Origin of the sequence: Streptomyces sp. NPDC014894 (assembly GCF_043080985.1) — a bacterium.
Lineage (GTDB): Bacteria > Actinomycetota > Actinomycetes > Streptomycetales > Streptomycetaceae > Streptomyces.
This window is the reverse complement of sequence record NZ_JBIBWD010000016.1, coordinates 1-22,589: the sequence shown is the minus strand read 5'-3', so window position 1 is coordinate 22,589 and position 22,589 is coordinate 1. Positions and strand designations below refer to the sequence as shown.

Annotated in this window: 14 protein-coding genes; 10 read left to right on the top strand and 4 right to left on the bottom strand. The window is 72.9% G+C overall.

All coding sequences use genetic code 11. The annotated features are described in order from the left end of the window. Positions 1–13 precede the first annotated feature (13 nt). Positions 14–763 (top strand): 3-keto-5-aminohexanoate cleavage protein, encoded by a 750-nt coding sequence (locus ACF089_RS29935; RefSeq protein ID WP_392033259.1) that lies wholly within the window; start codon positions 14–16, stop codon positions 761–763. 82 nt (positions 764–845) lie between these two features. Here ACF089_RS29935 and ACF089_RS29930 read toward each other — a convergent pair whose 3' ends face one another. Then, entirely contained in the window at positions 846–2,675 is a 1,830-nt protein-coding gene (locus tag ACF089_RS29930; RefSeq protein WP_392033256.1) for a glycoside hydrolase family 3 protein, read from the bottom strand. A gap of 1,550 nt (positions 2,676–4,225) precedes the next feature. Between ACF089_RS29930 and leuA the strand changes: the two genes are divergently transcribed. From leuA to ACF089_RS29900, 6 genes are all read left to right on the top strand, one after another. Continuing rightward, a complete protein-coding gene (gene leuA / locus ACF089_RS29925; RefSeq protein ID WP_392033536.1) occupies positions 4,226–6,136 on the top strand; it encodes a 2-isopropylmalate synthase in 1,911 nt (636 codons plus the stop codon). A gap of 75 nt (positions 6,137–6,211) precedes the next feature. Continuing rightward, positions 6,212–6,904 (top strand): class I SAM-dependent methyltransferase, encoded by a 693-nt coding sequence (locus tag ACF089_RS29920; RefSeq protein ID WP_392033253.1) that lies wholly within the window; start codon positions 6,212–6,214, stop codon positions 6,902–6,904. 73 nt (positions 6,905–6,977) lie between these two features. Beyond that, positions 6,978–8,414, top strand: coding sequence for a 3-isopropylmalate dehydratase large subunit (gene leuC / locus ACF089_RS29915; RefSeq protein WP_392033250.1), 1,437 nt, complete (start codon positions 6,978–6,980; stop codon positions 8,412–8,414). After that, complete coding sequence (leuD, locus tag ACF089_RS29910) at positions 8,411–9,037, top strand: 3-isopropylmalate dehydratase small subunit (protein WP_392033248.1); 627 nt, start codon at positions 8,411–8,413, stop codon at positions 9,035–9,037. The genes leuC and leuD overlap by 4 nt, the downstream gene beginning before the upstream one ends. Positions 9,038–9,088: 51 nt before the next feature. Next, entirely contained in the window at positions 9,089–9,937 is an 849-nt protein-coding gene (locus tag ACF089_RS29905) for a DUF6282 family protein (RefSeq protein ID WP_392033245.1), read from the top strand. Positions 9,938–10,041: 104 nt separating this feature from the next. Further along, entirely contained in the window at positions 10,042–11,502 is a 1,461-nt protein-coding gene (locus ACF089_RS29900) for a class I adenylate-forming enzyme family protein (protein ID WP_392033243.1), read from the top strand. Positions 11,503–11,601: 99 nt separating this feature from the next. Here the strand turns inward: ACF089_RS29900 and ACF089_RS29895 are convergent, their stop codons facing one another. Continuing rightward, positions 11,602–12,540 carry a LysR family transcriptional regulator gene (locus ACF089_RS29895; protein WP_392033240.1) on the bottom strand — a complete coding sequence of 313 codons (939 nt, stop codon included), beginning with the start codon at positions 12,538–12,540 and terminating at the stop codon, positions 11,602–11,604. Between the two features lie 622 nt (positions 12,541–13,162). On the opposite strand from ACF089_RS29895, the gene ACF089_RS29890 reads away from it, so the two are divergent. After that, positions 13,163–14,173 carry a TerC family protein gene (locus tag ACF089_RS29890; protein ID WP_392033238.1) on the top strand — a complete coding sequence of 337 codons (1,011 nt, stop codon included), beginning with the start codon at positions 13,163–13,165 and terminating at the stop codon, positions 14,171–14,173. Positions 14,174–14,624: 451 nt separating this feature from the next. Here ACF089_RS29890 and ACF089_RS29885 read toward each other — a convergent pair whose 3' ends face one another. Continuing rightward, on the bottom strand, positions 14,625–16,190 hold the full coding sequence (locus ACF089_RS29885) for an MFS transporter (RefSeq protein WP_392033235.1): 1,566 nt from the start codon (positions 16,188–16,190) through the stop codon (positions 14,625–14,627). A gap of 187 nt (positions 16,191–16,377) precedes the next feature. On the opposite strand from ACF089_RS29885, the gene ACF089_RS29880 reads away from it, so the two are divergent. Together ACF089_RS29880 and ACF089_RS29875 are read left to right on the top strand one after the other, a co-directional pair. Further along, a complete protein-coding gene (locus ACF089_RS29880; RefSeq protein WP_392033232.1) occupies positions 16,378–19,329 on the top strand; it encodes a BTAD domain-containing putative transcriptional regulator in 2,952 nt (983 codons plus the stop codon). Positions 19,330–20,064: 735 nt separating this feature from the next. Then, positions 20,065–20,901, top strand: a complete 837-nt coding sequence (locus ACF089_RS29875; protein ID WP_392033230.1) for a TrmH family RNA methyltransferase — start codon at positions 20,065–20,067, stop codon at positions 20,899–20,901. A 104-nt stretch (positions 20,902–21,005) separates the two neighbouring features. Here the strand turns inward: ACF089_RS29875 and ACF089_RS29870 are convergent, their stop codons facing one another. After that, positions 21,006–22,046 (bottom strand): NAD(P)-dependent alcohol dehydrogenase, encoded by a 1,041-nt coding sequence (locus ACF089_RS29870; RefSeq protein WP_392033227.1) that lies wholly within the window; start codon positions 22,044–22,046, stop codon positions 21,006–21,008. Between the last annotated feature and the right edge of the window lie 543 nt (positions 22,047–22,589).

Sequence of the window (22,589 nt, the reverse complement as noted above, 5' to 3'; positions counted from 1 at the left end):
CGGGGAGATCCCCATGACCGACCTCACCCCCGAAAGGACCATCGTGCTCCTCAAAGCCGCCGTCAACGGCGGGCGTTCGCAGACCGAACGGCCCACCGTCCCGGTCACCGCGTCGGAGATCGCCGCCGACACCCTCGCCGTGCTCGCGGCCGGCGCGGACGTCGTCCACTTCCATGTCCGCACCCCGGACGGCGGGCAGACCATCCGGCCCGAGGCCCTCGCCGAGGTGCTGTCCGCGATCCGCGCGGTCGCCCCGGACGCCGTCGTCGGCACCACCACGGGTCTGTGGACCTGCTCGGGCCCCGAGGAGCGCTATCGGCTCGTCGAGTCGTGGGAGGCGCTGCCCGACTTCGCGTCCGTCGCGTTCAGCGAGGAGGACGCGGCACGGACCGCGGAGCTGGTGGTGGCGCGCGGCATGGTGCTGGAGAGCGCCGTGTGGACGATGGACGACGTGCCCGCGCTGCTGGCGTCGCCGACGCTGCACGACAATGTCCGCATCCTCGTCGAGCCGCTGGAGGAGGAGCCGGAGGCGGCGGTCGCGGCGGCCCGCGCGATGGCCGCGCGCATCCGGGCGGCGGGAGTGACCGCCCCGATCCTCTACCACGGCGACGGCCCGACCGTGTGGCCCCTGGTGCGGGCCGCCGTCGAGGACGGTCACGAGACCCGCGTCGGCTTCGAGGACGGCACGGACCTCCCCGACGGCACGGACGCCCCCGACAACGCGGCGCTCGTCCGCGCGGCCCGCGCGCTGGCCGCCGGCTGACCCCGCGCCGCCCCGCCCGCGTACCGCCCCGCACCGGACCCCGGTGCGGGGCAGCCGTGTCGCGACCCCTTGTACGAACGGGTCAGCGGCCGTAGCGCAGCCCGTGGCCGACGGGGTAGAGCACCCGGCCGGGGTCGTCGGCCCGCTGTACGGGTACGGGCAGCTCACCGCGGGGTTCGGCGCGGCCCGCGATCACCCGGGCGGCGGCGCGCAGCTCGACGCCCGTCCAGCAGTAGGTGGCGAGCGAGGCCTTCACCCCGCCGAGCCGGGCGATGTCGTACGGATTGCGCACGGCGACATGGACCACCGGCACACCGGTCGCGATCAGCCGTTCGACCAGGGTGCGCTGTCCGTCGTCGGCCGCGAGGTCGTAGGTGAGGACGACGATCGCGTCCTTGCCCCGGGCGGCGGCCACCGCCTCGTCGATCCGCGCGGCGCCGGGCTTGAGTCCCGTGGGCAGCTCGGTGGTGGTGAAGCGCAGTTCGCCGAGGGCGCCGGCCAGGGTGGGGACGGAGCTGTGGGCCGGGTTCTCGGGGAATTCCTCGTCCGCGCCGACGATCAGCAGATTCTTGTGCGCGCGCCGGTTCAGGGGCAGCAGTCCGCCCTCGTTCACCAGCAGGGTGGTGGTGCGTTCGGCGATACGGTCGGCGGCGGCGAGACTCTTCCGGGCGCCCACCGTGCGGTCCACCTCGGCCGGGGCGGCGTACGGGTCCCGGAACAGCCCCAGCTTGTCCTTGAGGCGCAGGATCCGCAGGATCGACTCGTCCAGGCGGGCTTCCTCCAGGTCGCCGTCCTCGACCGCCCGGAGGACCGCTTTCCATGCGAGCGGCAGATTGTTCGGGTAGAGGAGCTGGTCGACTCCCGCCTTGAGGGCGAGCACGGGGACGCGTTCCTCGCCGTACTTGAGCAGGACGCCCTTCATGTTGAGCGCGTCGGTCACGACGACGCCGTCGTAGCCGAGTTCCCGGCGCAGCACTCCGGTGATGATCGGGTGGGAGAGGGTGGCCGGATCGTCGGTCGGGTCCAGGGCGGGCATCTGGAGATGCGCGGTCATGATCGAGTCGATGCCGGCGTCGATGGCAGCCCGGAAGGGCGGGGCGTCCATCCGCTCCCATTCCTCACGGGTGTGGGTGATCACCGGAAGGCCGAAGTGGCTGTCCACCGCGGTGTCGCCGTGGCCGGGGAAGTGCTTGGCGACGGCGGAGACGCCCGCCCGCTGGTATCCGTCGACCTGGGCGGTGACCATCCGGGCGACGGCCCGGGGATCCGAGCCGAAGGCGCGGACATTGATGATCGGGTTGGCCGGGTTGACGTTGACGTCGGCGACCGGGGCGTAGTTCTGGCGGATGCCCATCGCGGCCAGCTCGGTGGCGGCGATCCGGGCGGCGGCGCGGGCGTCGCGCGCCGAGCCGCCCGCGCCGAGGGCCATCGCGGCCGGGAGCTGGGTCGCCGGGGCGTGGATCCGGACGTTCGCGCCGTACTCCTGGTCGATGGAGATCAGCAGCGGCAGCTCGGCCCCGCTGTCGAGGGCGGCCCGCTGGAGGCCGTTGGAGAGGCCGGCGATCTGCCGCGGGTTGCGGAGGTTGCCGGACCAGACGAAGTAGATGACCCCGCCGAGGTGGTACTTGGCGATCGCCTCGGCCCCGGTGCTGACGCCCAGCAGTTCCCGGTTGGCCGCGGCGGCCTCCGGGCCGGGCTCGGTGGCCGAGGGGCCGCAGACGAAGGGGACGAAGACCTGGCCGACCTTTTCCTCCAGGCACATCCTGGAGATGATCCGCCGCAGCCGTTCGTCCCGGGCCCGGGGGCTCTCGGCGGCGGCGGACGGCGCGCTGCCCTGGGCGACGACGGCCGTGGCGGCGGTGGCGGTCGAAGCGGCGATGAGGGTTCGTCTGGAGAAACTCCGGTTGTACATGGCAGCCCTTCCGGCCTTGTCTGATATCGACGTCGAGAGACTTCCGAAGACAAATGGACAGCCGGATGATCACCGACGAATCAATGCCGGGGCAAGGGGAATTTCACATACGGAGGGGAACTCGACATACATCGGCAGGAGTATGACCGTTTATGGGGTCAGGTGCCCTGTGTGCGTGAACCAATTCGGCGTCCGCTCGGGTCGGGAACGGGTGTGACGGGTCGGGAACGGGCCGGGAACGGGCCGGTCGGGCGACGAGGTCGGCCGCCCCGGGCGCTTTCGGCACAGGGTCCGCCGATCGATGGGTGGCTACTGAATAGAAACCTGGATCGCTCGTGTTCCGGGCCGGTGGACCGGCCTGTTCGACGGGCTGTCCGCGCACGGGGCGACAGGTTTCTCCCGGTGATTAACCGTCAACGCAGCGCCATTTTATGGGATGTGTATATTCCGTTTACACTTTCCGGCTCCGGCCGACCACCCACGGTGCCGGACCGCCCGCCCGCCCGCACCGGGCCCTGGCCGTCGGCCGCCGGGCTCCTCCCGGGCCACGCCGCGATCCGTCGGCGGCTCGCGCTCATGCGGGCTTCCCGCGACCGTCACGGACGGCCGGCCGGTCGAACCGACCGCCGGGCGACCGGCCGCGACCAGGGACCCGTCCGTCCGATCCCGGGCCGCGGCGAGGCGTTCCCCGAGGCGGCCGCCCCCGCCGTCCGCCCAGGACCGCGCGGCGGAGCCCGTCGGCGAGCGCATCGCACGGCGGTTGACGTCGGCGGCGACGGGGACGGCGTCCGGGGTACGGGCGAGGTCAGCCGCCCGTACCCTTCGGGACTCCGCTTCCGTCTCCGCAGTTGTCCTCGCCCTTCCGCGAAGCTGTACTCGCCCTTTCGGCCATACCGTCCGGAAATCTTCGGGCACGGGCGATCACGCGCGCGGACGGTCGGCGTGCGCGCGAATGCGGGTGCGATTCCCGGTGTCGCGCCCCGCCGGCCAGCCGTGGCGGAAGTCCCGTACAGGGGCGGGGTGACCTGGGGCGACCATGGTGAATACGGCGGCCGCCGCTCGCTCGGCTTCGCCCCGATCCGGGTCGGGCGGCGCCCGCTCGGCGTTCGGGAAGCCCGGGGAGGCGGGGCCGGGCCTTCCGTCGGACGGCGAGAACCGATTCCGGCCGGCCGGGAGGCCGTAAGGCGCCGATCACGGCCCGGACCTGGGCACACGCCCTCCACCACGGCCGGCTCGGGCCGGGCGCGGGCCCTCCCGTATCCGGGCGCCTCAGCCGGGGCGAAGACGGCCGACGGCCGGGGGAATTCACGCATCAGTATCCGTGATCGGTGCGAGCAGCAGTGGGTATTGGTCTGCGTGCCCTTTGCGCGGGAGACTTCTCGTCGAGCCCCACGAGGGCCTTCTCGGTCGACCGAGCACAGGCACCAGCACATTCGGACCCCGACTTTCTCTTTTCTTCCTTGTGAGGGAATTCGCCGCGGTCTCGTCGCCCGAAAGCCCGGCAGGAGCACTCGTCGCCACGGCAAGGAGCTTCCATGAACGCGCAGCAAATGACGTCGCCTCCTCACAACGCGGGTTCCGCTTCGGCCGGGGCGGCCGGGTGGAACACACAGCGGGCCAGCAAAATGCCCGCCCACCGCTACCGGCCCTATTTCGAGGAGGTCGAGCCGATCTCCCTGCCCGACCGGACCTGGCCCGGCGCCGTCGCCTCCGCCGCCCCGATGTGGTGCGCCGTCGATCTGCGGGACGGGAATCAGGCGCTGGCCGATCCCATGTCGCCCGCCCGCAAACGGCGCGTCTTCGATCTGCTCGTGCGCATGGGATTCAAGGAGATCGAGGTCGGCTTCCCCGCCGCCAGCCGGGCCGACCTCGACTTCATCCGGTCGATCATCGACGAGGGCGCGCTGCCCGAGGATGTGCGGATCCAGGTGCTGGCCCCCTGCCGCCCGGAGCTGATCGATCTCACCTTCGCGGCCATCGCCGGCGCTCCGAAGGCGACGGTCCATATCTACAACCCCACCTCCGCCCTTCAGCGGAGGGTGGTGTTCCGGCAGAGCCGCGAGGGTGTCAAGGCCCTGGCTACCTCGGCGGCGCGGCATGTGGCGGCGCACGCCGAGCGATGGCCGGCCGACCTCAGACTCCAGTACTCGCCGGAGTCCTACACCGGCACCGAGCCGGGGTTCGCCGCGGAGGTGTGCAACGCGGTGATGGACGTCTGGCAGCCCACTCCCGAGCGCCCGGCCGCGGTCTGTCTGCCCGCGACCGTGGAGATGGCGACGCCGAACGTGTACGCGGACTCCGTCGAGTGGATGGGCCGCCACCTGGCGCGGCGGGACTCGGTGATCCTCTCCCTGCACCCCCACAACGACCGGGGCACGGCGGTGGCCGCCGCCGAACTCGGGCTGCTGGCCGGAGCGGACCGGGTCGAGGGGTGTCTGTTCGGGAACGGGGAGCGCACCGGCAATGTGTGCCTGGTGACCCTGGGCATGAATCTGTTCAGCCGCGGGGTCGATCCCCAGCTGGACTTCTCCGACATGGACGGCGTTCGCCGCACGATGGAGCAGTGCACCGGTCTGCCCGTGCACGACCGGCACCCCTATGCGGGCGATCTGGTGTTCACCGCCTTCTCCGGCGGCCACCAGGACGCCATCAGTAAGGGGCTGGAGGCCCAGGCCGCGGACCGGGCCCCGGGGGACGCGGCGGCGGTTCGCTGGCAGGTGCCGTATCTGCCCGTCGACCCCAAGGACGTGGGACGCGACTACCGGGCGGTGGTACGGGTCAACTCCCAGTCGGGCAAGGGCGGTACGGCCCATGTGATGAAGGCCGAGCACTCCCTCGCCCTGCCTCCCGGTCTGCGGGCGGAGTTCGCGCGGCTGGTGCAGTCGTTCGCCGACCGGGCCGGCGGGGAGGTCACTCCCGCCCGGCTGCGGGAGCTGTTCCACGACGCGTATGTGGATCCGGAAGGGCCGCTGGGCCTTCTGCGCCATCACGGCCCGGTCGGCGGGACGGACGGGGCGGGCGGGTCCACCGGAACCGACGGGTCCGGCGGGTCCGGCGGGTCGCACGGCTTCACCGTGAGTCTCGACGGCGACAAGACGGAGCTGGTGGCCGAGGGAGCCACCCCGCTGGACGCCCTCGTCGACGCGCTGTCCGGCCTCGGCGCACAGCTCAGGGTGGTGCGTCGCCTGCAGGATCCGACGAACGGCCGGCCCGACGCGCGGGCCGTCGTCTATCTGGAGGCCGCGATCGTCCTCAAGGACCGGGAGCACCCCGTCCGGGACCGGTTCTGGGGTGTGGGCATGGCCGCGGACCCGGACACCGCGGCCCTCCACGCGGCCTTCTCCGCCCTGAACCGCGCGCACCAGACCCGCCCAGCCCGCCAGACCCATCAGACCCATCAGACCCACGGCACCCGTCGCACGCACGGCGAGCCCCTCGCCGACCGCGCCCCGCTCACCTGATCCGGCAGACCGCCTCGGCCCCTGTGTTCCCGCCGCGCCGCCGAGGCGCGGCCCCTCCAGAGAACGGAAGACACCGTGTCGCAGCAGCACTTCACCGTCCGGGGAAACGACCTGTGGGACCCGACCACCTTCGACTCCCTGCGCCGGCAGCTGATCCCGTCCTTCGACCTCCTCTACGACAGCGCGGTCCAGGCCGTCGCCATGACGGTCGACGAGCGGCCGCGGATCCTCGACCTCGGCGCGGGCACCGGGCTGCTCAGCGCCCGGCTGCTGGAGACCCTCCCCGACGCCGATCTGACGCTGATGGACCGCTCCGAGATGATGCTCGACCAGGCGCGCGGCAGATTCGCGTCGGAGCAGCGGGTGCGGGTGCTGGTCGGGGACCTGGTGGACCCGCTGCCGGAGGGGCGGTTCGACGCGGTCGTCTCGGCCCTCGCGATCCATCATCTGCCCCACGAGGAGAAGCGCCGGCTCTTCGCGCGCGTCCGGTCGAGGCTGAACCCGGGCGGGGTGTTCGTCCATGTCGAGCAGCTGCTGGGGTCCGAACCCTGGCTGGAGGCCATGTACGACCGGATGCACGAGGCCCATGTGGTCCGCTCCGGCACGCCCGAGGCGGAGTGGGACGCGGGCCGGGAGCGGATGCGGTTCGACATCCCCATCGATCTCGGCACCCAGCTGGGCTGGCTCCGGGCCGCCGGCTTCGCCGAGGTCGACTGCCTCGCCAAGGACTGGCGCTTCGCGACCTACGCCGGCTGGGTCGCTCCCTGACTTACCCGGCCTCCCCCGGCCGTCCGGGACGGGGACGCCGGACGGCCGGCTCCGCCGAGAGCGAGGAAGGGTCATGAACCGAACCACGTTGGTCGACCGAATCTGGGAACGGCATCTCGTCGAGCGGGGCGAGGCCGATCTGATCTACATCGATCTGCATCTCCTCCACGAGGTCAGCTCGCCCCAGGCGTTCGAGGGGCTCAGACGCGCCGGACGCGCGGTCCGGCGTCCCGATCTCTGTGTGGCCACGGCCGACCACCAGGTCCCCACCTCCCCCGCCGGGGCCGGTCTGCCGCTCGCCGACGACGGCGGGGCCCGGCAGCTGCGTCTCCAGGCCGACAACTGCCGCGAGGCCGGTATCGAGCTGCACCCCCTCGGCTCCCCGGGGCAGGGGATCGTCCATGTCATCGGCCCGCAGATGGGCCTGACCCAGCCCGGGATGACCATCGTCTGCGGGGACAGCCACACCGCGACCCACGGAGCCTTCGGGGCCGTCGCGTTCGGCATCGGGACGAGCGAGGTCGAGCACGTCCTCGCGACACAGACCCTGCGCACCGCGAGACCGCGTACGACGGCGGTCACGGTCAAGGGGGATCCGCGCCCCGGGGTGACGGCGAAGGACCTGGTGCTCGCCGCCATCGCCCGCACCGGGACCCGCGCGGGGGCGGGGACGCTCATCGAGTTCCGCGGCCGGGCGATCCGCTCGCTCTCCATGGAGGGCCGGATGACGGTCTGCAACATGGCCGTCGAGGCCGGCGCCCGGAGCGGTCTGATCGCCCCGGACGACACGACCTTCCGCTATCTCGAAGGGCGGGAGCGCTCCCCGCGCGGCCGGCTCTGGGAACGGGCCCTGGACCACTGGCGGACGCTGCGGAGCGCCGACGACGCCTCCTTCGACCAGGAGGTGACCGTCGATGTGTCGGCGATCGGCCCGCAGGTGAGCTGGGGTACCAATCCCGGCCAGACCACGTCCGTGGACGCGCGCGTGCCCGATCCCGCGGACTATTCCGACCCGGTGGAGCGGCGGGCCGCGGAACGCGCGCTGGAGTACATGCGGCTCACCCCGGGCACGGCGATGCGCGACATCCCCGTCGACATCGTGTTCATCGGATCCTGCACCAACAGCCGAATCGAGGATCTCCGCGCGGCCTCCGGGGTCCTGCGCGGCCGCCGGATCGCCTCCTCGGTGCGGGCGCTGGTCGTGCCGGGGTCCGCGATGGTCAAGCGGCAGGCCGAGGCGGAGGGCCTGGACCGGGTCTTCACGGCCGCCGGCTTCGAATGGCGCTCGCCGGGCTGCTCCATGTGCGTCGGCATCAACGGGGACACCGTGGCCCCCGGTCTGCGCTGCGCCTCCACCTCGAACCGCAACTTCGAGGGCCGCCAGGGACCCGGCGCCCGCACCCATCTCGTCTCGCCCGAGACCGCCGCGGCCACCGCCGTGGCCGGACGTCTGGCCGCCGCCGACGACCTCGGCCGACGCGACTCGGCCCGCCTCGGGAGCGTTCGATGAAACCGCTGACCGCACTGACCGGCCGGGGTGTGCCCCTGCCGGAATCCGATGTCGACACCGACCAGATCATCCCCGCCGCCTGGCTGAAGAAGACCACCCGCACCGGCTACGGCGAGGGGCTGTTCTCGCACTGGCGACAGGACCCGGCCTTCGTCCTGAACCGGCCCGAGCGCCGGGGGGCCGCCATTCTCGTCACCGGACCGAACTTCGGCTGCGGCTCCTCCCGCGAGCACGCGGCCTGGGCCCTGCGCGACTACGGCTTCACCGCCGTCGTCGCGCCCTCCTTCGGGGACATCTTCCGCAACAACCTGCCCAACGCCGGGCTGGTCCCCGTACAGGTGACCGAGGACGTCGCCGCAGCGCTCCTGCGCGCCGCCGAGGACGACGCGGACGCGGAGATCACCGTCGACGTCGTCGGCCGGACCGTCGGCTGCGCGGCGGCCGGCGTGGCCGCCGCACCGTTCCAGCTCGACGGGTCCGCCCGTCACCGGCTGGTCAACGGCCTCGAACTGCTCGACCTCGCCCTGCGGCTCGACGCCGACATCAGCGCCTACGAGAAGGGCCGCGCGCCGTGGCTCCCCGTCGGGCGGGCCGGGGTGAACCATCGGCACTCCAGGAAATAGCGCACGGGCGGCGTCCGCGGAACGCGCCCGGACCAGCACGAAGGCGGCCCGATGACCGACCGATCCCCTACCCGGCCCGACTGGGCGCGGGCAATGACCGATCTGCATGTGCACTCCTCCCCCAGTCTGCTGCCCCGGCACGGCGACGACCGCGCCACCGTCCGCGCGATGCGGGCCCAGGGCTTCAGCACGCTGGTCCTCAAGGCGCACGAGGGCTGCACGGCCGCACGGGCCGCCGCGGCCGGTACGGGCGTGTACGGCGGGGTGGTGCTCAACAGCTCTGTCGGCGGGGCCAGTCCCGACGCGGTCCGGGTCGCCGCGGGCCTGGGCGGACGGGTCGTCTGGCTGCCCACCCTGTCCTCCCGTACCCACCGGGCGGCGGTGGCGGCGGCTCCGGAGCTGTCCGTCCACCGTCCCGTCGAGCTGCTGCCCGTCGACGTGGTCGACGACGGGCGGCTGCGTACGGAGTGGTACGACGTGCTCGACGCCGTGGCCGCCCACGATCTGGTCCTGGGCAGCGGCCATCTGAGCGCGGCCGAGACGCTGGTGGTGTTCGCCGAGGCCCGGCGGCGCGGGGTGCGGCGGCTGCTCGTCAACCACCCCAAGCTGGCCTTTCTGCGCTGGCGGGACGAGGCCGCCGACGCGCTGCGCGCTCTCGGCGCCCACTGCGAGCTGGGCGTCGTCCCCGATCTGCTCGGCCCGCCGGAGGAGTCCTGCCTCGGGCTGACGGAGCGCTATCCGCTGCCGCTGCTGGTCTTCGGCGGCGACCTGGGACACACCGACTTCCCCCGGCCGGCCGACGCCGTCGTCCCCTGGCTGCGGAAGCTGGAACGAAGGGTCGGGGAGTCCGCCGCCGCCGCTCTCATGACCACCACGACGCGGGATCTGCTGCTGCCGTGACACGCCGGACGTCCGCCGGCGTACCGCACGGCCTCCTTGACACCACCGGAACACCGGACCCATCGCCGAGAACCGGACCGACCGCCGAGGAAACGGAATCGCCCATGCTGTTCGAGACCATCAGAGGCATCGCCGCCGCCCGGCCCGGAAGCCCGGCGGTGGAGACCGCCGGCGGAGAGAGCTGGACCTACGCCCGGCTGATCGAACGCACCGAACTCCTCGGCGCCGGGCTGCGGGCCCGGGGGGTGGGCCCCGGGGACACCGTGGTCTGCCACGGTCTGCCCAACACCCCCGACTATGTCGCGTTCATCCTCGCGGTGGCCGCGCTGCGCGCCTGCTACGTACCCGTACTGGCGGACTTCGACCGCGCGGCCGTCGACCGGGTGTTCGCGCTCACCGCGCCGGTCCTCTGGGTCGGGTCCCCGCACCCGGGCAGGGGGGAATCCGGGCCGCCGCGAACCGGTCTCGCCGCCCTCGCGGCCGCCGGACCCGGGTCGGCGCCCCTGGCGACGGGTCACGCGGACCGGGTCTTCCGCCGGCTGTGGACCTCCGGTTCGACCAAGCTCCCCAAACTGGTGTCGTGGAAGCAGGGCCCGTTCGTCCGCGAGCGGCTGCGCTGGATCGCCGACATCGGCGTCGGCGAGTCCGACGTCGTCCTCTGCCGCCACACCCTGGACGTGGCCCACGCCACGGACCTGCATGTCTTCGCCGCCCTGCTGGCCGGCGCCCGGCTGATCCTGACCGATCCCCGCACCCCTCCCGCCGAGCTGCTCGATCAGCTCTCGCGGCGCCGCGTCACGCTGATGAGCGCGCTCCCCAACCACTACGAGGACCTCATCGGGGCCGCCCGCTCGCACCCCGCCGATCTGTCCGGTCTGCGCCGGCCGCTGTGCGGCGGCGCGTACATCAGCCCCGCCCTGATGCGGAGCGGCGCGGAGGTCCTGGGCGTCCGTCTCCGACAGGTCTACGGATCGACCGAGTTCGGCCTGGGTCTCGGCAATATGGACGACATCGTGCAGAGCGAGGCGGGCATGGTCCCCGTCGGCGGGGTCCGGGCCCGTCTCGCTCCCCTCGGCGAGGGCTCCGATCCCGATCTGGGCGTCCTGGTGCTGCGCTCCGACTGCACGAGCGAGGGGTATCTCCACGACGACGAGGCGAACGCCGTCACCTTCCGGGGCGGGGAGTTCTGGACCGGTGACATCGCCCGGCGGGGCGCGGACGGCTCGTACCGCGTGCTGGGACGTACGACGGACGCCGTCGCGTCCGCGGACGGCCCGCTGCCGGCGCCGGTCCTCGACGCCCTGATCGCCGAACGGTGCCCGGCGGCGGCCGACTCCGTCAGTCTGACCCCGGATCCGGAGGTCTACGCGCCGGACGTGCTGGTCGTCGTGCGGGCCTCGGCGGGCGCCGCGTCCGGCGCGGCGGTGGCCCAGGTGGGGAGCCTGCTGCGGGAACTCGGTCTCCACGGGGTGGTCCGGGAGGTGGAGTCCGTACCGCGCACCGTCGTCGGCAAGCCGGACAAGCCGCTCATCCGGCGGCGCTGGGCCCCGCAGCGCGCCCGCTGAGCCGGTCTCCGCCGGGGCCGCCGGCTCCCCGGGCCTCGCCCCGGCGACGCGGCGTACGGCGTACCGCTTGAACGGCCGCCCGGTCCCTCGGCGTACGGTTCAGCCCGCCGGGGGAAAGGGGAATCGGGCGAATTCGCCGTCGGGTCCGGGCGGCACGGCCGGGGTCAATTCCTTCCACATATCGAGGAACGCGCTCAGCGGTGCGCCCAGCGGCTTGTCCACGCGCCAGAGGAATACCTTCTGGAAAACGATGGAAGGAAGCACCGGCACCACCACGACTCGCCGGTCGGCCGCCGGCGCGGGACTGGAACCGGGAGCGAGCGCGATGCCGACATTCTCGACGACCAGTGCGATCTGGAGCGCCACATTGTTCGTCGCGTAGACGACGTCCAGTGGAAGGCCCTTCGCGGCGAAGGCGTCGCTGATGAATCCGCGGACGCCGCTGTCGGGGCCGTAGGTGATGACGGGCTCCCGCGAGACCTCGTCGAGCGTCAGAGGCCGGTCGGCCGCCCTGCTCCCGGCGGGCACCACCGCGACGATCCAGTCCTGTAACAGAACGCGCGTCCCGACGCTCTTGGACAGATCCTCCTTGGGCGCCGCCATGACCGCCGCGTCCAGGCTTCCGTCGCGCACCCCGGTCAGCAGCGACGGGCTCGACGCGCCGACGAGGCTCACGGCCACACCGGGGTGACGGCGGTAGTACTCCCCCAGCAGGGCCGGGATCGGGGTGCTCTCCAGGGCTCCGACGGTGCCGAGCGTGAAGGAGCCGCCCCGGAGGCCGGCGCGGTCGGCGAACTCCACCGAGGCCGCCTCGGCGGCGGCCAGACAGGCCCGGGCGTGCGGCAGCAGAGCCACGCCGCCGCGAGTGAGCACGACGCGCCGGTGCAGGCGCTCGAACAGCGGCTCGCCCAACTCCCGCTCCAGACCCTGGATCTGCTGACTGATGGCGGGCTGGACGACATGGCAGCGCGCGGCGGCCCTGGTGAAGGAGCCCTCCTCGGCGACCGCGACGAAATACTCCAGGGTCCGCAGCTCCATGCATACGACGTTACCCAGCGGCCGATCGTGGCACCCGAGTCATCGCGTGAAGGCTTCGCCGGTCCGGATACGCACGCCGGCCCGCGCCGAAACGGCAATTCCCCGCAATCGCACCAGAGTGCCGCACCACGGATTCACATACGCCCCATCCGCACTCGTCCGCACCACCGTCACAGAAAGGAGCACGCGAAATGCGCACGCGCCCCCTCTGCGGATCCGCACGCCCGCGCCGCACCCGCGCGACGTCATTCGGCCCCGCGCGAGGAGAACACGCCCGCGCCAAGCGCGGCGGGCCCCCGCGAACCGGCGGCGACCGGAGCCCTGGACACCGGCGCGCGGTACGCCCCCGCCGCCCGCGCGGCGGACGACTCCGTACACCCGGCGCGTCCTCGTACGCGAGGGAGTCCGCGCGGGAGCGAGGAGAAGCACACTTCCACGGGATGCGCAAGCCTTCACCGCGCGGACACCGGACCCGGGGCGTCCGCCCCAACTCGCCACCCCCTCAACGGCGTCCGGCCGGGCCGTGTGACGATGTCCACGACCAGGGGCTTTCGGGCTCGCTTTACCATTCCTTGGTCATACTTGTACGGTTGGCGCTTTACGCCATAGGGAGGGACCGGGGTTGGACGTCTCAATGACCATGTGGGTTCTCACAGTTGTAGGACTGTGTGTACTCATCGCGGCCGACTTCTTCATAGGCGGTCGGAAGCCGCATGAAGTCTCCATCAAGGAAGCGGGCGTCTGGACGCTCGTCTGGATCGTTCTCGCCGTCCTCTTCGGCGTCGGTCTCCTGATCTGGGGCGACGGACAGGCTTCCGGTGAGTTCTTCGCGGGCTATGTGACCGAGAAGTCGCTCAGCGTCGACAACCTCTTCGTCTTCGTGCTGATCATGGCGAAGTTCGCGGTCCCGTCGATTTACCAGCAGCGCGTGCTGATGATCGGCGTGCTGATCGCGCTGGTGCTGCGTGCCGTCTTCATCGCCGCCGGCGCGGCCGCGATCAACTCGTTCGCCTGGGTGTTCTTCATCTTCGGCGCCTTCCTCATCTGGACCGCCTGGAAGCTCATCCAGGAGGCCATGGCCGGCGAGGACGAGGAGGACTGGGAAGAGGGCCGCCTGATGAAGGCGATCGAGCGGCGCATCCCCACCACCGACCAGTGGCACGGCACGAAGATGTTCATCCGCGAGAACGGCAAGCGGCTGGCCACGCCGATGCTGATCGTCATGCTGGCGATCGGCGTCACGGACGTGCTCTTCGCCGTGGACTCGATCCCCGCGATCTTCGGCCTGACCCAGGACCCGTACATCGTCTTCACCGCGAACGCCTTCGCGCTGATGGGTCTGCGGCAGCTGTACTTCCTCATCGTCGGCCTGCTGAAGAAGCTGGTCCACCTCTCGTACGGCCTGTCGGTCATCCTCGCCTTCATCGGCGTGAAGCTGGTCCTGCACGGCATCCACGAGACGACGGACATCCACGTTCCGGAGATCACGCTCCCGGTCTCGCTGAGCGTCATCCTGGGCGTGCTGATCATCACCACGATCACCAGCCTGATCGCCTCGAAGAAGGCGGACGCGAAGGCCGCGGAGGAAGCGGAGAAGTCGGGTCCCGCCGAGAAGGCGGACACCCAGGGCTGATCCCCTCCCGCGGAAAGCCCGGCGGCCCCCATGCCTCGCATGGGGGCCGCCGGGCTTTCCGCCGCCGAAGGGTCCTCTGTTCGGCGCGTCGGCGGCCCCGGCTGCGTACAGAGCCGCCGTACGGACGCGGACAGTACGAGGCCGGGGAGCGCCGTGTCGGCGCTCCCCGGCGTATCGCGGCGTACCGCGCACCTCCCGTCGTGCGCCTCCGCCGTGCCCGAGCGTCGCAGTCCGGCGGCTTCCGGCGGCTTCCGGCGGCTTCCGGCGGCTTCCGGCGGCTTCCGGCGGCTTCCGGCGCGGAACGGTCGGCTCCCCCAGCCGGTTCCCGGGGAGGGCACCTGCTCGAACAGCGCTGACGTCCGGCCGGGCCGTGGCGGGGTGAGCCGGCCCGGGCGGCGGCCCCCGGCGGGCGGCGACATCGTCTGTCACCGACCGGCGGGCTCCGGAGTGTTCAGACCTCCGCCCCGGCTGGTTCCCCCGGGGCCGCTTCCTCGCTCTCGGGCTCGTCGCCGCCGATGACGCCGATGTGCCGCAGCACCACGGCGGACAGGACCGAGAGGACCAGGGTGCCGACCGCGGCGACCAGCATCGCGGTGTTCAGACCGGAGGTGGCCGCCTCCTCGGCCTGGTCGAGCCAGCCGACGGGCATCCGCTCCCCCAGCGCGGCCGCGCCGGCGAGGCTGTCGCCCGCCGCTTCGGCCGCGTCGGCCGGCGTGCCGGCGGGGATCGCGTCGCCGACGCGGCCCCGGTAGACGGCGGTCGCCAGACTGCCGAGGATCGCCACGCCCAGGGCGAGGCCCAGCTCCTGCACGGTCTCGGACATCGCCGAGGCCGAACCGGCCTTCTCCGGCGGCGCGGCTCCGACCACCAGATCCGTGCCCAGGGCCGCGATCGCCCCGAGTCCGAGATAGACCAGCCCGAAGCCGATCACGATCAGGGCGATGCCGCCCGTGGCGTCCACCTGGGTGAGCAGCGCGTATCCGACCGTGGAGAGCGCCAGGGTGGCGGCCACCACGATCCCCGGCGGCACTCGGCGCGCGACCAGCGGAGCCCCGATCGCGGCCACGAACATCATCAGCGCGGGCGGCCCCATCCACAGGCCCGCCTCGATCGGAGGCAGTCCCTCCACGAGTTGGAGCTGCTGGGTGATGAGCAGCAGCGAGCCGCCGACGCCGATCAGCCCGACGAGCAGGACGCTCAGGGCGGCGCTGAAGGTACGGTCCCTGAAGAGCCGCACATCCAGCAACGGGCTCGTCAGCCGGCCCTGCCGCCGGACGAACACCGCCGCGAACAGCAGCCCGATCAGCGCGGCGACGATCGTGGGGGCGTCGGGACCGTCCTTGGCGAAGCGTTTCACCGCGTAGATCACCGGCAGGATCGCGATCAGTGACAGGACCACGCTGAGCAGGTCGAACCGGCCGCTTCGCGGGGCGCGGTACTCGGGGATCAGCATCGGCGCGGCCACCAGCAGCACGATCGCGACCGGGACCGCGAGCAGAAACGCCGAGCCCCACCAGAACTGGGACAGCATCGCGCCGCCGACCACCGGCCCGAGCGCCATGCCGAGCGCGAAGCTCGTCGCCCAGACGCCGATCGCCAGTGAGCGCTGACGCGGATCGGCGAACATATTGCTGATCAGGGCCAGTGTGGACGGCATCAGCGTGGCTCCGGCGATCCCCAGCGCCGCGCGGGCCGCGATGAGCAGTTCGGTGCTGTCGGAGTAGGCGGCCACCACCGAGACGGCCCCAAAGGCGGCGGCCCCGATCATCAGCAGCTTCCGGCGGCCGATCCGGTCGCCCAGCGTGCCCATGGTGATCAGGAAGCCGGCGATCAGGAAGCCGTAGGCGTCCATGATCCACAGAGCCTCGGCGCCGCTCGGGCGCAGATCTTCCGCGAGCGAGGGAAGGGCGACGTACAGCACGGTGACGTCGAGGCCGAGCAGCACGGTGGGCAGCGAGAGGACGGCCAGCCCTCCCCACTCCCGGGGGCCGGCCCTGTGTACGGTCGACGCGCTCATCGCACGTCCCGGTGTCGCGAGTTCGAGAACATGCCGGTCACTCTGGCGACCGGCCCGCACGAAATCCTGAGGGTCCGCCGGAGCCGGGCCCGGTCCGCCGGATCCCGCCGGGCCGGCGCGCCCCGGCCCCGCTCCCCGATCCGATCCGGCCCGGCCCGGCCCACAGGACAGGCTCTAGACTGCGGGCATGCGCTACGGGGTGCTCGGCCCGCTGGCCGTGTGGGACGCCGAGGGGCTGCCCGTCAGGGTCCCCGAGGTGAAAGTGCGTGCCCTGCTGGCGAATCTGCTGATCCACGGGGGCGGACCGGTGCCGGCCGACCGTCTCATCGACGACCTGTGGGCGGGCCGTCCGCCGGGCGGCTCGGTCAACACCCTCCAGACCAAGATCTCCCAGCTGCGCCGGGTGCTCGGCCGGGAGCAGGTGGTGCGCGAGCCCGCGGGCTATCGGCTGCTGCTGGCGGACGGCGTGCTCGACGCGCTGCGGTTCCAGGAACTGGCCGAGCGCGCCCGCGCCCACGAGGAACCGGCGGTGAAGGCGGATCTGTTCGCCGACGCGCTCGCCCTCTGGCGGGGACCGGCCTACGCCGATGTCTCCGAGTCCCTGTTCGCCCGCGCCGAGATCGCCCGGCTGGACGCGCTGCGCCTGTCCGTCGTCGAGGAGCGGGCCGAGGTACGGCTGACGCTGGGCGAACACTCGGCGCTCGCCGCCGAGCTGGGTGAACTGGTCGCGCGGCATCCGCTGCGTGAGCGACTGCGGATGGCCCACATGCGCGCGCTGTACCGCTCCGGGCGGCAGGGCGACGCCCTGCGGAGCTTCCACGAGCTGCGGCGTCGGCTGGATCAGGAGCTGGGGGTGTCGCCCGGTCCGGGAGTCGCCGCGCTGCACGAGGCGATTCTGCGCCAGGAGCCGCATCTGGCGCCGCCGACCGTCGAGTCCCTGTCGTGCCGTACCAATCTGCCCACCCCGCTGACCTCGCTGATCGGCCGGCGGGAGGCGGTGGGCCGGGTACGGGCGTGGCTCAGCCCGCACGCGGACACCCGGCTGGTCACGCTCACCGGTCTCGGCGGGGTGGGGAAGACACGGCTGGCGACGGCGGCGGCGCGCGGCATGGCCGAGCGGTTCCCCGACGGGGTGTGGCTGGTCGAACTGGCCGGTCTGGGGGCCGGGTCGACTCCGGAGGACATCGCCGAGCGGGTCATCACCAGGCTGGGACTGTGCGACACCGCGGCCTCGGAGCCGAATCTGGACGACCTGGTGGGCTGGCTGTGCCGGGCGGTGGCCGAGAAGCGGCTGCTGATCCTTCTGGACAACTGCGAGCATCTGGTCGACGCGGTCGCCGTGCTCGCCGGTGCCGTGCTGTCGGCCGTCCCCGCGGGGCGTCTGCTGGTCACCGGTCAGGAAGCCCTCGGCATCCCCGGCGAGGTGGTGCACCGGGTGCCGCCGCTGGCGTTGCCGCGGGACTCCGACCCGGGAGCGGTGGCCCGGTCCAGCGCCGTGGAGCTGTTCGTGGAGCGGGCGGCGGCGGCCGTGCCCGGCTTCGTCCTCGACGCGGAGAACGCGGCGGCCGTCGCCGCCGTCTGCCGACGGCTCGACGGCATTCCGCTCGCGCTGGAGCTGGTGGCCTCCCGGCTGCGGACGCTGAGCCCGGCCGAGCTGGCCGACTCCCTCGCCCTGGACGGCCGGTTCGCCCCGCCCGAGGTCCGGGCGCGCGGGCTGCCCGACCGGCAGCAGACGCTGCGGAGCATGCTCGACTGGAGCTGGCGGCTGCTGAGCGCGGACGAGCGGACCGTGCTGCGGCGGCTGGCCGTGCACGCCGACGGCTGCACCCTGGCCCTCGCCGAGGCCGTGTGCGCCGACCGGGACCTGCCCGCCAAGCGCGTGCGCGATCTGCTGTCCCGGCTGGTGGACCGTTCGCTGGTGGTCCGTGAGTCGGGCCGGTTCCGGCTGCTGGAATCGGTGGCCGCCTACTGCGCCGAGCGGCTCGCGGAGGCGGGTGAGACGGCCGCCGTCCGCGCGCGATTCGTGCGGTGCCACATCGAGCCGGCCGAGCGGTGGAACGAGCGGCTGCGCGGCCCGGACCAGCGGCGCTGCCTGGAGCTGCTGGACGCGGAGTCGGTCAATCTGCGCCGTGCCCTGGATCTCGCGGTGGCCGGGGAGGTCGCCGGGTCCGCCTTGCGGCTGGTGAACGCTTTGGCGTGGTACTGGTTCCTGCGCGGGCGGCTCACCGAGGCCCGCCGCTCGCTCCGGGCGGCGCTGGCCGCCGGCGGCGAGGCCGCCGAGGCCGCGCGTCTGACGGCCCGGGCCTGGCTGACCGGAGTGGAGCTGCGCATGGCGACGGCGGACGCGGCTCAGATCCCGGCCGGTGAGGCCCGGCTCCCGGCGCCGGCAGGCGCGGTGCCTTCTGCTGAGGCCCAGGTCCCGGCTCCGACCGGCGCGGACCCGACGGCGGATGAGGACGCGACCGCCGGTGAGGACCCGACGGCCGGTCTCGGCGATCCGGTGCTGCGGGCCCGGTTGCAGTGGTTCGTCGGCACCGGTCTGACCGGCCAGGGCCGGCACGACGAGGGCCGTCGGCTGGTGGCGGCGAGCCTCGCCGGGGCGCGCGCCGCCCGCGACCACTGGGGCGAGGCCGCGGCCCTGGTCGAACTCGCGGCCCACGACCCGGCCCGGGGCGAGTCCCACGCGGAACTGGCCGCCGCGCTCTTCCACGAGGCCGGCGACCGCTGGGGCCGGCTCCGCGCCACCCGGTCGCTGGCGCTCACGGCCGAGTACCGCGGTGATCGCGCTCGGGCCGAGCGGCTGCACCGGGAAGGTCTCCTGGCGGCCGAGGAACTCGGGCTCTGGACCGAGGTCGTGGAAGCTCTGACCTGGCTCGGCCGCACCGCCCTGACCGGCGGCCACGCCCGGCGGGCGACCGAGCTGTACGAGCGCGCCCGCTCCGTCTCGGCCGAACGCGCCTACCTCCGGGGCGAGATCCGCGCCGAGATCGGCCTCGGCCTCGCCGCCCGCCTCGGCGGCGACCAGCAGGCCGCCAAGCGCCATCTGAACCGCGCGCTGGCCAAGAGCCGGCTGTCCTCCGGCGTCTCCCCCCTCACCGAAGACGCCCCGCCGGAGCTGAAACCCGTCCCCCTGGCCTGACCCAGCCGCCGCCGCACGCCCCCGGCCCGACCCACCACGCACCCCCGCCCGACCGAGCCTCCGGCTCCACGACCCGGCCCGCCCGTCCCCGTACCTCTCGCGACAGGCACCCACCGCCCGCGGTGCGCTGATCCCGCCGATGCCGGAGGCCCCGAGGATCCCGTAGGTCCCGGTGTTCTCGCTGATCCCGGAGGCCCCGAGGATCCCGGCGATGTCGGCTGTCGGCGACGCCTCCGCGCGCGGCTCGGGCGGGCGCGAGGCCCTCCGCGTCACGGCTCGGGGAGCGGATCCGGTTCGACGACGTCGATGCGGACATCGGGTCTGGGGGACGTCGGCCCACAGTTCGTACCGCCACGCCCCGTTCACGAGGAGGCCCCGGTAGAGGTCGTAGCGCTCGACGTCCTCCTCCGGGCTCCGCCTCCAGCTCGGCTCGATCTCGGGGCCGGTCGTGGCGGCCTTCAGCTCCGTGACGGGGGCCGGGGCCAGTCCGGTGTCCGGCGCGGTGCCGGGAGCCGGAGCCGATCCGGCGGAAGCGTGGCCCGCCTGATCCACGGCGGTCACGGTGTACGCGTGCACATCGACGGGCTGACCGGGCAATTCTTCCGGCCGCGAGCCTCCGGGCGACTCTCGGACAAGCCCGCCGCCACGTCGCCCTCGGACAACTCGGCTCTATGAGTGGGCCGTTGCTAGGCTGACGTTCATCACATCATCAGCCTGGCTTGCCCTGGAGAACCCGTGCCACCGCTCCGGCGAATCACCTCACGCAACGCCCGCTTCCAGCAGTGGGAGTCGCTGTTGACCAACCGGAACAAGCGGACACGGGCGCGTGAGTTCCTGGTGCAGGGCGTACGGCCGATATCGATGGCGGTCCGGTACGGCTGGCCGGTCAAGGCGCTGATCTACGACGACGGGCGGAAGCTGTCGCGCTGGGCGGAGGATGTGCTGCGGTCCGTGGAGGCCGAGCGGTACGCCATGGCGCCGGAGATGCTGGCGGACCTCGGGGAGAAGGGGGAGGGCGCGCCGGAACTGGTCGCCGTCATCGGGATGCCGGCCGACGACCTGGGCCGGCTGGGCACGGGCGACGACTTCCTGGGCGTCCTCTTCGACCGGCCGGCCGGCCCGGGGAACATCGGCAGCATCGTCCGGTCCGCGGACGCCTTCGGGGCCCATGGGCTGATCGTTTCCGGGCACGCCGCCGATGTGTACGACCCCAAATCGGTCCGCGCGAGCACGGGTTCCCTGTTCGCCGTGCCGGCCGTACGCGTCCCCTCGCCCGGCGAGGTGATGGCGTGGGTCGACGCGCGACGGGCGGCGGGGCGGCCGATCGTCCTGGTCGGCGCCGACGAGAAGGGGGAGCGCGACGTCTTCGACTTCGACTTCACCCAGCCGGTGCTGCTGCTGGTCGGCAATGAGACGTCCGGACTGAGCGGCGCCTGGCGGGATGCGTGCGATCACACGGTCAGCGTCCCGATGACCGGTTCGGCGAGTTCGCTGAACGCGGCGAACGCCGCCACGGTCGTCCTGTACGAGGCTTCCCGGCAGCGGATCGCCGCGCGGAAGCGGGCGGCCTGACCGCCGCCGCACCGGATGCGTCCGAGGTGCGGCGAGGTGCGGCGGGCCCCTGGGCGGACCCGGGAAGTCCGGGTCCGCGGTCAGGCGGTCAGGCGGTCAGGCGGTCAGGCGGTGGGGAGGATGACGGCGCGGCCGGAGATCTTCCCCTGGTGGAGCCGTTCGTAGGCGAGCGGGGCCTCGTCGATGCCGTACGTCTCCGTGTGCACGGACAGCGCGCCGGACCGGGCGAGTGCGACGACTTCGGCGAGTTCGGTGCGGCTGCCCCAGTAGGGGGCGGTGACCGAGGCGCCGTACGGGACCAGGCCGAAGCCGACGGGGACGGCGCCGCCGCCGATGCCGACGATCTGGATGTCCGCGTCCAGCGCGGCCATGGCGACGGCGGACCGTCCGGTGACGTCCGCGCCGACGAAGTCGAAGACGACCTCGGCCCCGAGGCCGCCGGTCAGCTCGCGCACGCCCGCCGCAGCGTTCGCGTCCGACAGCAGCGCCTCGTGCGCGCCGACGCCGCGAGCGAACTCCAGCTTGTCCGCGGAGACGTCGAGCGCGATCACGCGGGCCGGAGTGAGGGCGCGCAGCAGCTGGATGGCGAGATGGCCGAGACCGCCGGTGCCGATGACGACGGCGGTGGAGCCGGGCGTCAGCTTGGGCAGGGCGCGCCGTACGGAGTGGTACGGGGTGAGGCCGGCGTCGGTGAGGGGCACGGCGGAGACCGGGTCGAGGTCGCCGATCGCGACCAGATGGCGCGGATCGTCGACGATCATGTACTCGGCCATGGCTCCGGGTGAGCCGAGCCCGGGCGGGTGGATGCCGAGGCCGCGCGCGTGGGGGCAGTAGTTCTCCCGGCCCGAGGAGCAGACCGCGCAGCGTCCGCAGCCCTGCGGCCCGTAGACCACGACCGATTCGCCGACCGCGACGGAGGAGACGCCGTCGCCCAGGGCGGCGACGGTGCCCGCGCCCTCGTGGCCGAGGGTGAGCGGCAGCGGGAAGGGCAGCCGTTCCGCGGGCAGCGACATCACCATGATGTCGGAGTGACACACGCCGGCCGCGGTCACCTTCAGCAGAACCTGCCCGGGACCTGGCTCGGGCACCGCGATGTCCACGACCTCCGGGGCGGCGCCGACGGTGCGGTACTGCACTGCTTTCATCGCTCTTCTCCATCATGTTGAACGTTGGACCATATGCGGATGATGCTACTCCGCTTGACGGCCGGGCACCCGGGGAGGTGCGGCGATCGCCCCGGACGCGACACCCCGCGCGATACGGATGAGGTCGCCCCGTTCGCACCATGACGGGAGGGGCGCCGGGCGGGCGGCCCGGTGCCGGAGCGGGCGGGCGCGCCACTCCTGCGGCACTCGATGGCACCACACAGCACCACCCCGCACGGCCAACGACACGCGAGCGCGCGTGGCACCACCGCGAGCCGCACCACCACCCGAGCCTTTCCGCAGGTGAAGCACGATTTCCCCGCGACCTGTCCCCACACGACGCCGCCTGGGCTTGCCCGTGACGCCATTGTGGTGCCATGATGGCGTCATGGACCTCACACCGTATGTCGACACCCTCCGCCGCGAACTCGCGGTGGCCGCCGAAGCAGGAGGCGACGAAGCCCGCGAGCTGGCCGAGCGGCTCACCGCCCCGCTGGAGTCGGCCGCCCGGCTGACCCTCCTCGGCGTGCTCTCCGCCGCGAT

Bases quoted from the DNA above. Each gene is read 5' to 3' on its own strand.
- ACF089_RS29935 (WP_392033259.1), top strand. From the start codon at position 14: ATGACCGACCTCACCCCCGAAAGGACCATCGTGCTCCTCAAAGCCGCC.
- ACF089_RS29930 (WP_392033256.1), bottom strand. From the start codon at position 2,675: ATGTACAACCGGAGTTTCTCCAGACGAACCCTCATCGCCGCTTCGACC.
- leuA (WP_392033536.1), top strand. From the start codon at position 4,226: ATGACGTCGCCTCCTCACAACGCGGGTTCCGCTTCGGCCGGGGCGGCC.
- leuC (WP_392033250.1), top strand. From the start codon at position 6,978: ATGAACCGAACCACGTTGGTCGACCGAATCTGGGAACGGCATCTCGTC.
- leuD (WP_392033248.1), top strand. From the start codon at position 8,411: ATGAAACCGCTGACCGCACTGACCGGCCGGGGTGTGCCCCTGCCGGAA.
- ACF089_RS29905 (WP_392033245.1), top strand. From the start codon at position 9,089: ATGACCGACCGATCCCCTACCCGGCCCGACTGGGCGCGGGCAATGACC.
- ACF089_RS29900 (WP_392033243.1), top strand. From the start codon at position 10,042: ATGCTGTTCGAGACCATCAGAGGCATCGCCGCCGCCCGGCCCGGAAGC.
- ACF089_RS29895 (WP_392033240.1), bottom strand. From the start codon at position 12,540: ATGGAGCTGCGGACCCTGGAGTATTTCGTCGCGGTCGCCGAGGAGGGC.
- ACF089_RS29885 (WP_392033235.1), bottom strand. From the start codon at position 16,190: ATGAGCGCGTCGACCGTACACAGGGCCGGCCCCCGGGAGTGGGGAGGG.
- ACF089_RS29880 (WP_392033232.1), top strand. From the start codon at position 16,378: ATGCGCTACGGGGTGCTCGGCCCGCTGGCCGTGTGGGACGCCGAGGGG.
- ACF089_RS29870 (WP_392033227.1), bottom strand. From the start codon at position 22,046: ATGAAAGCAGTGCAGTACCGCACCGTCGGCGCCGCCCCGGAGGTCGTG.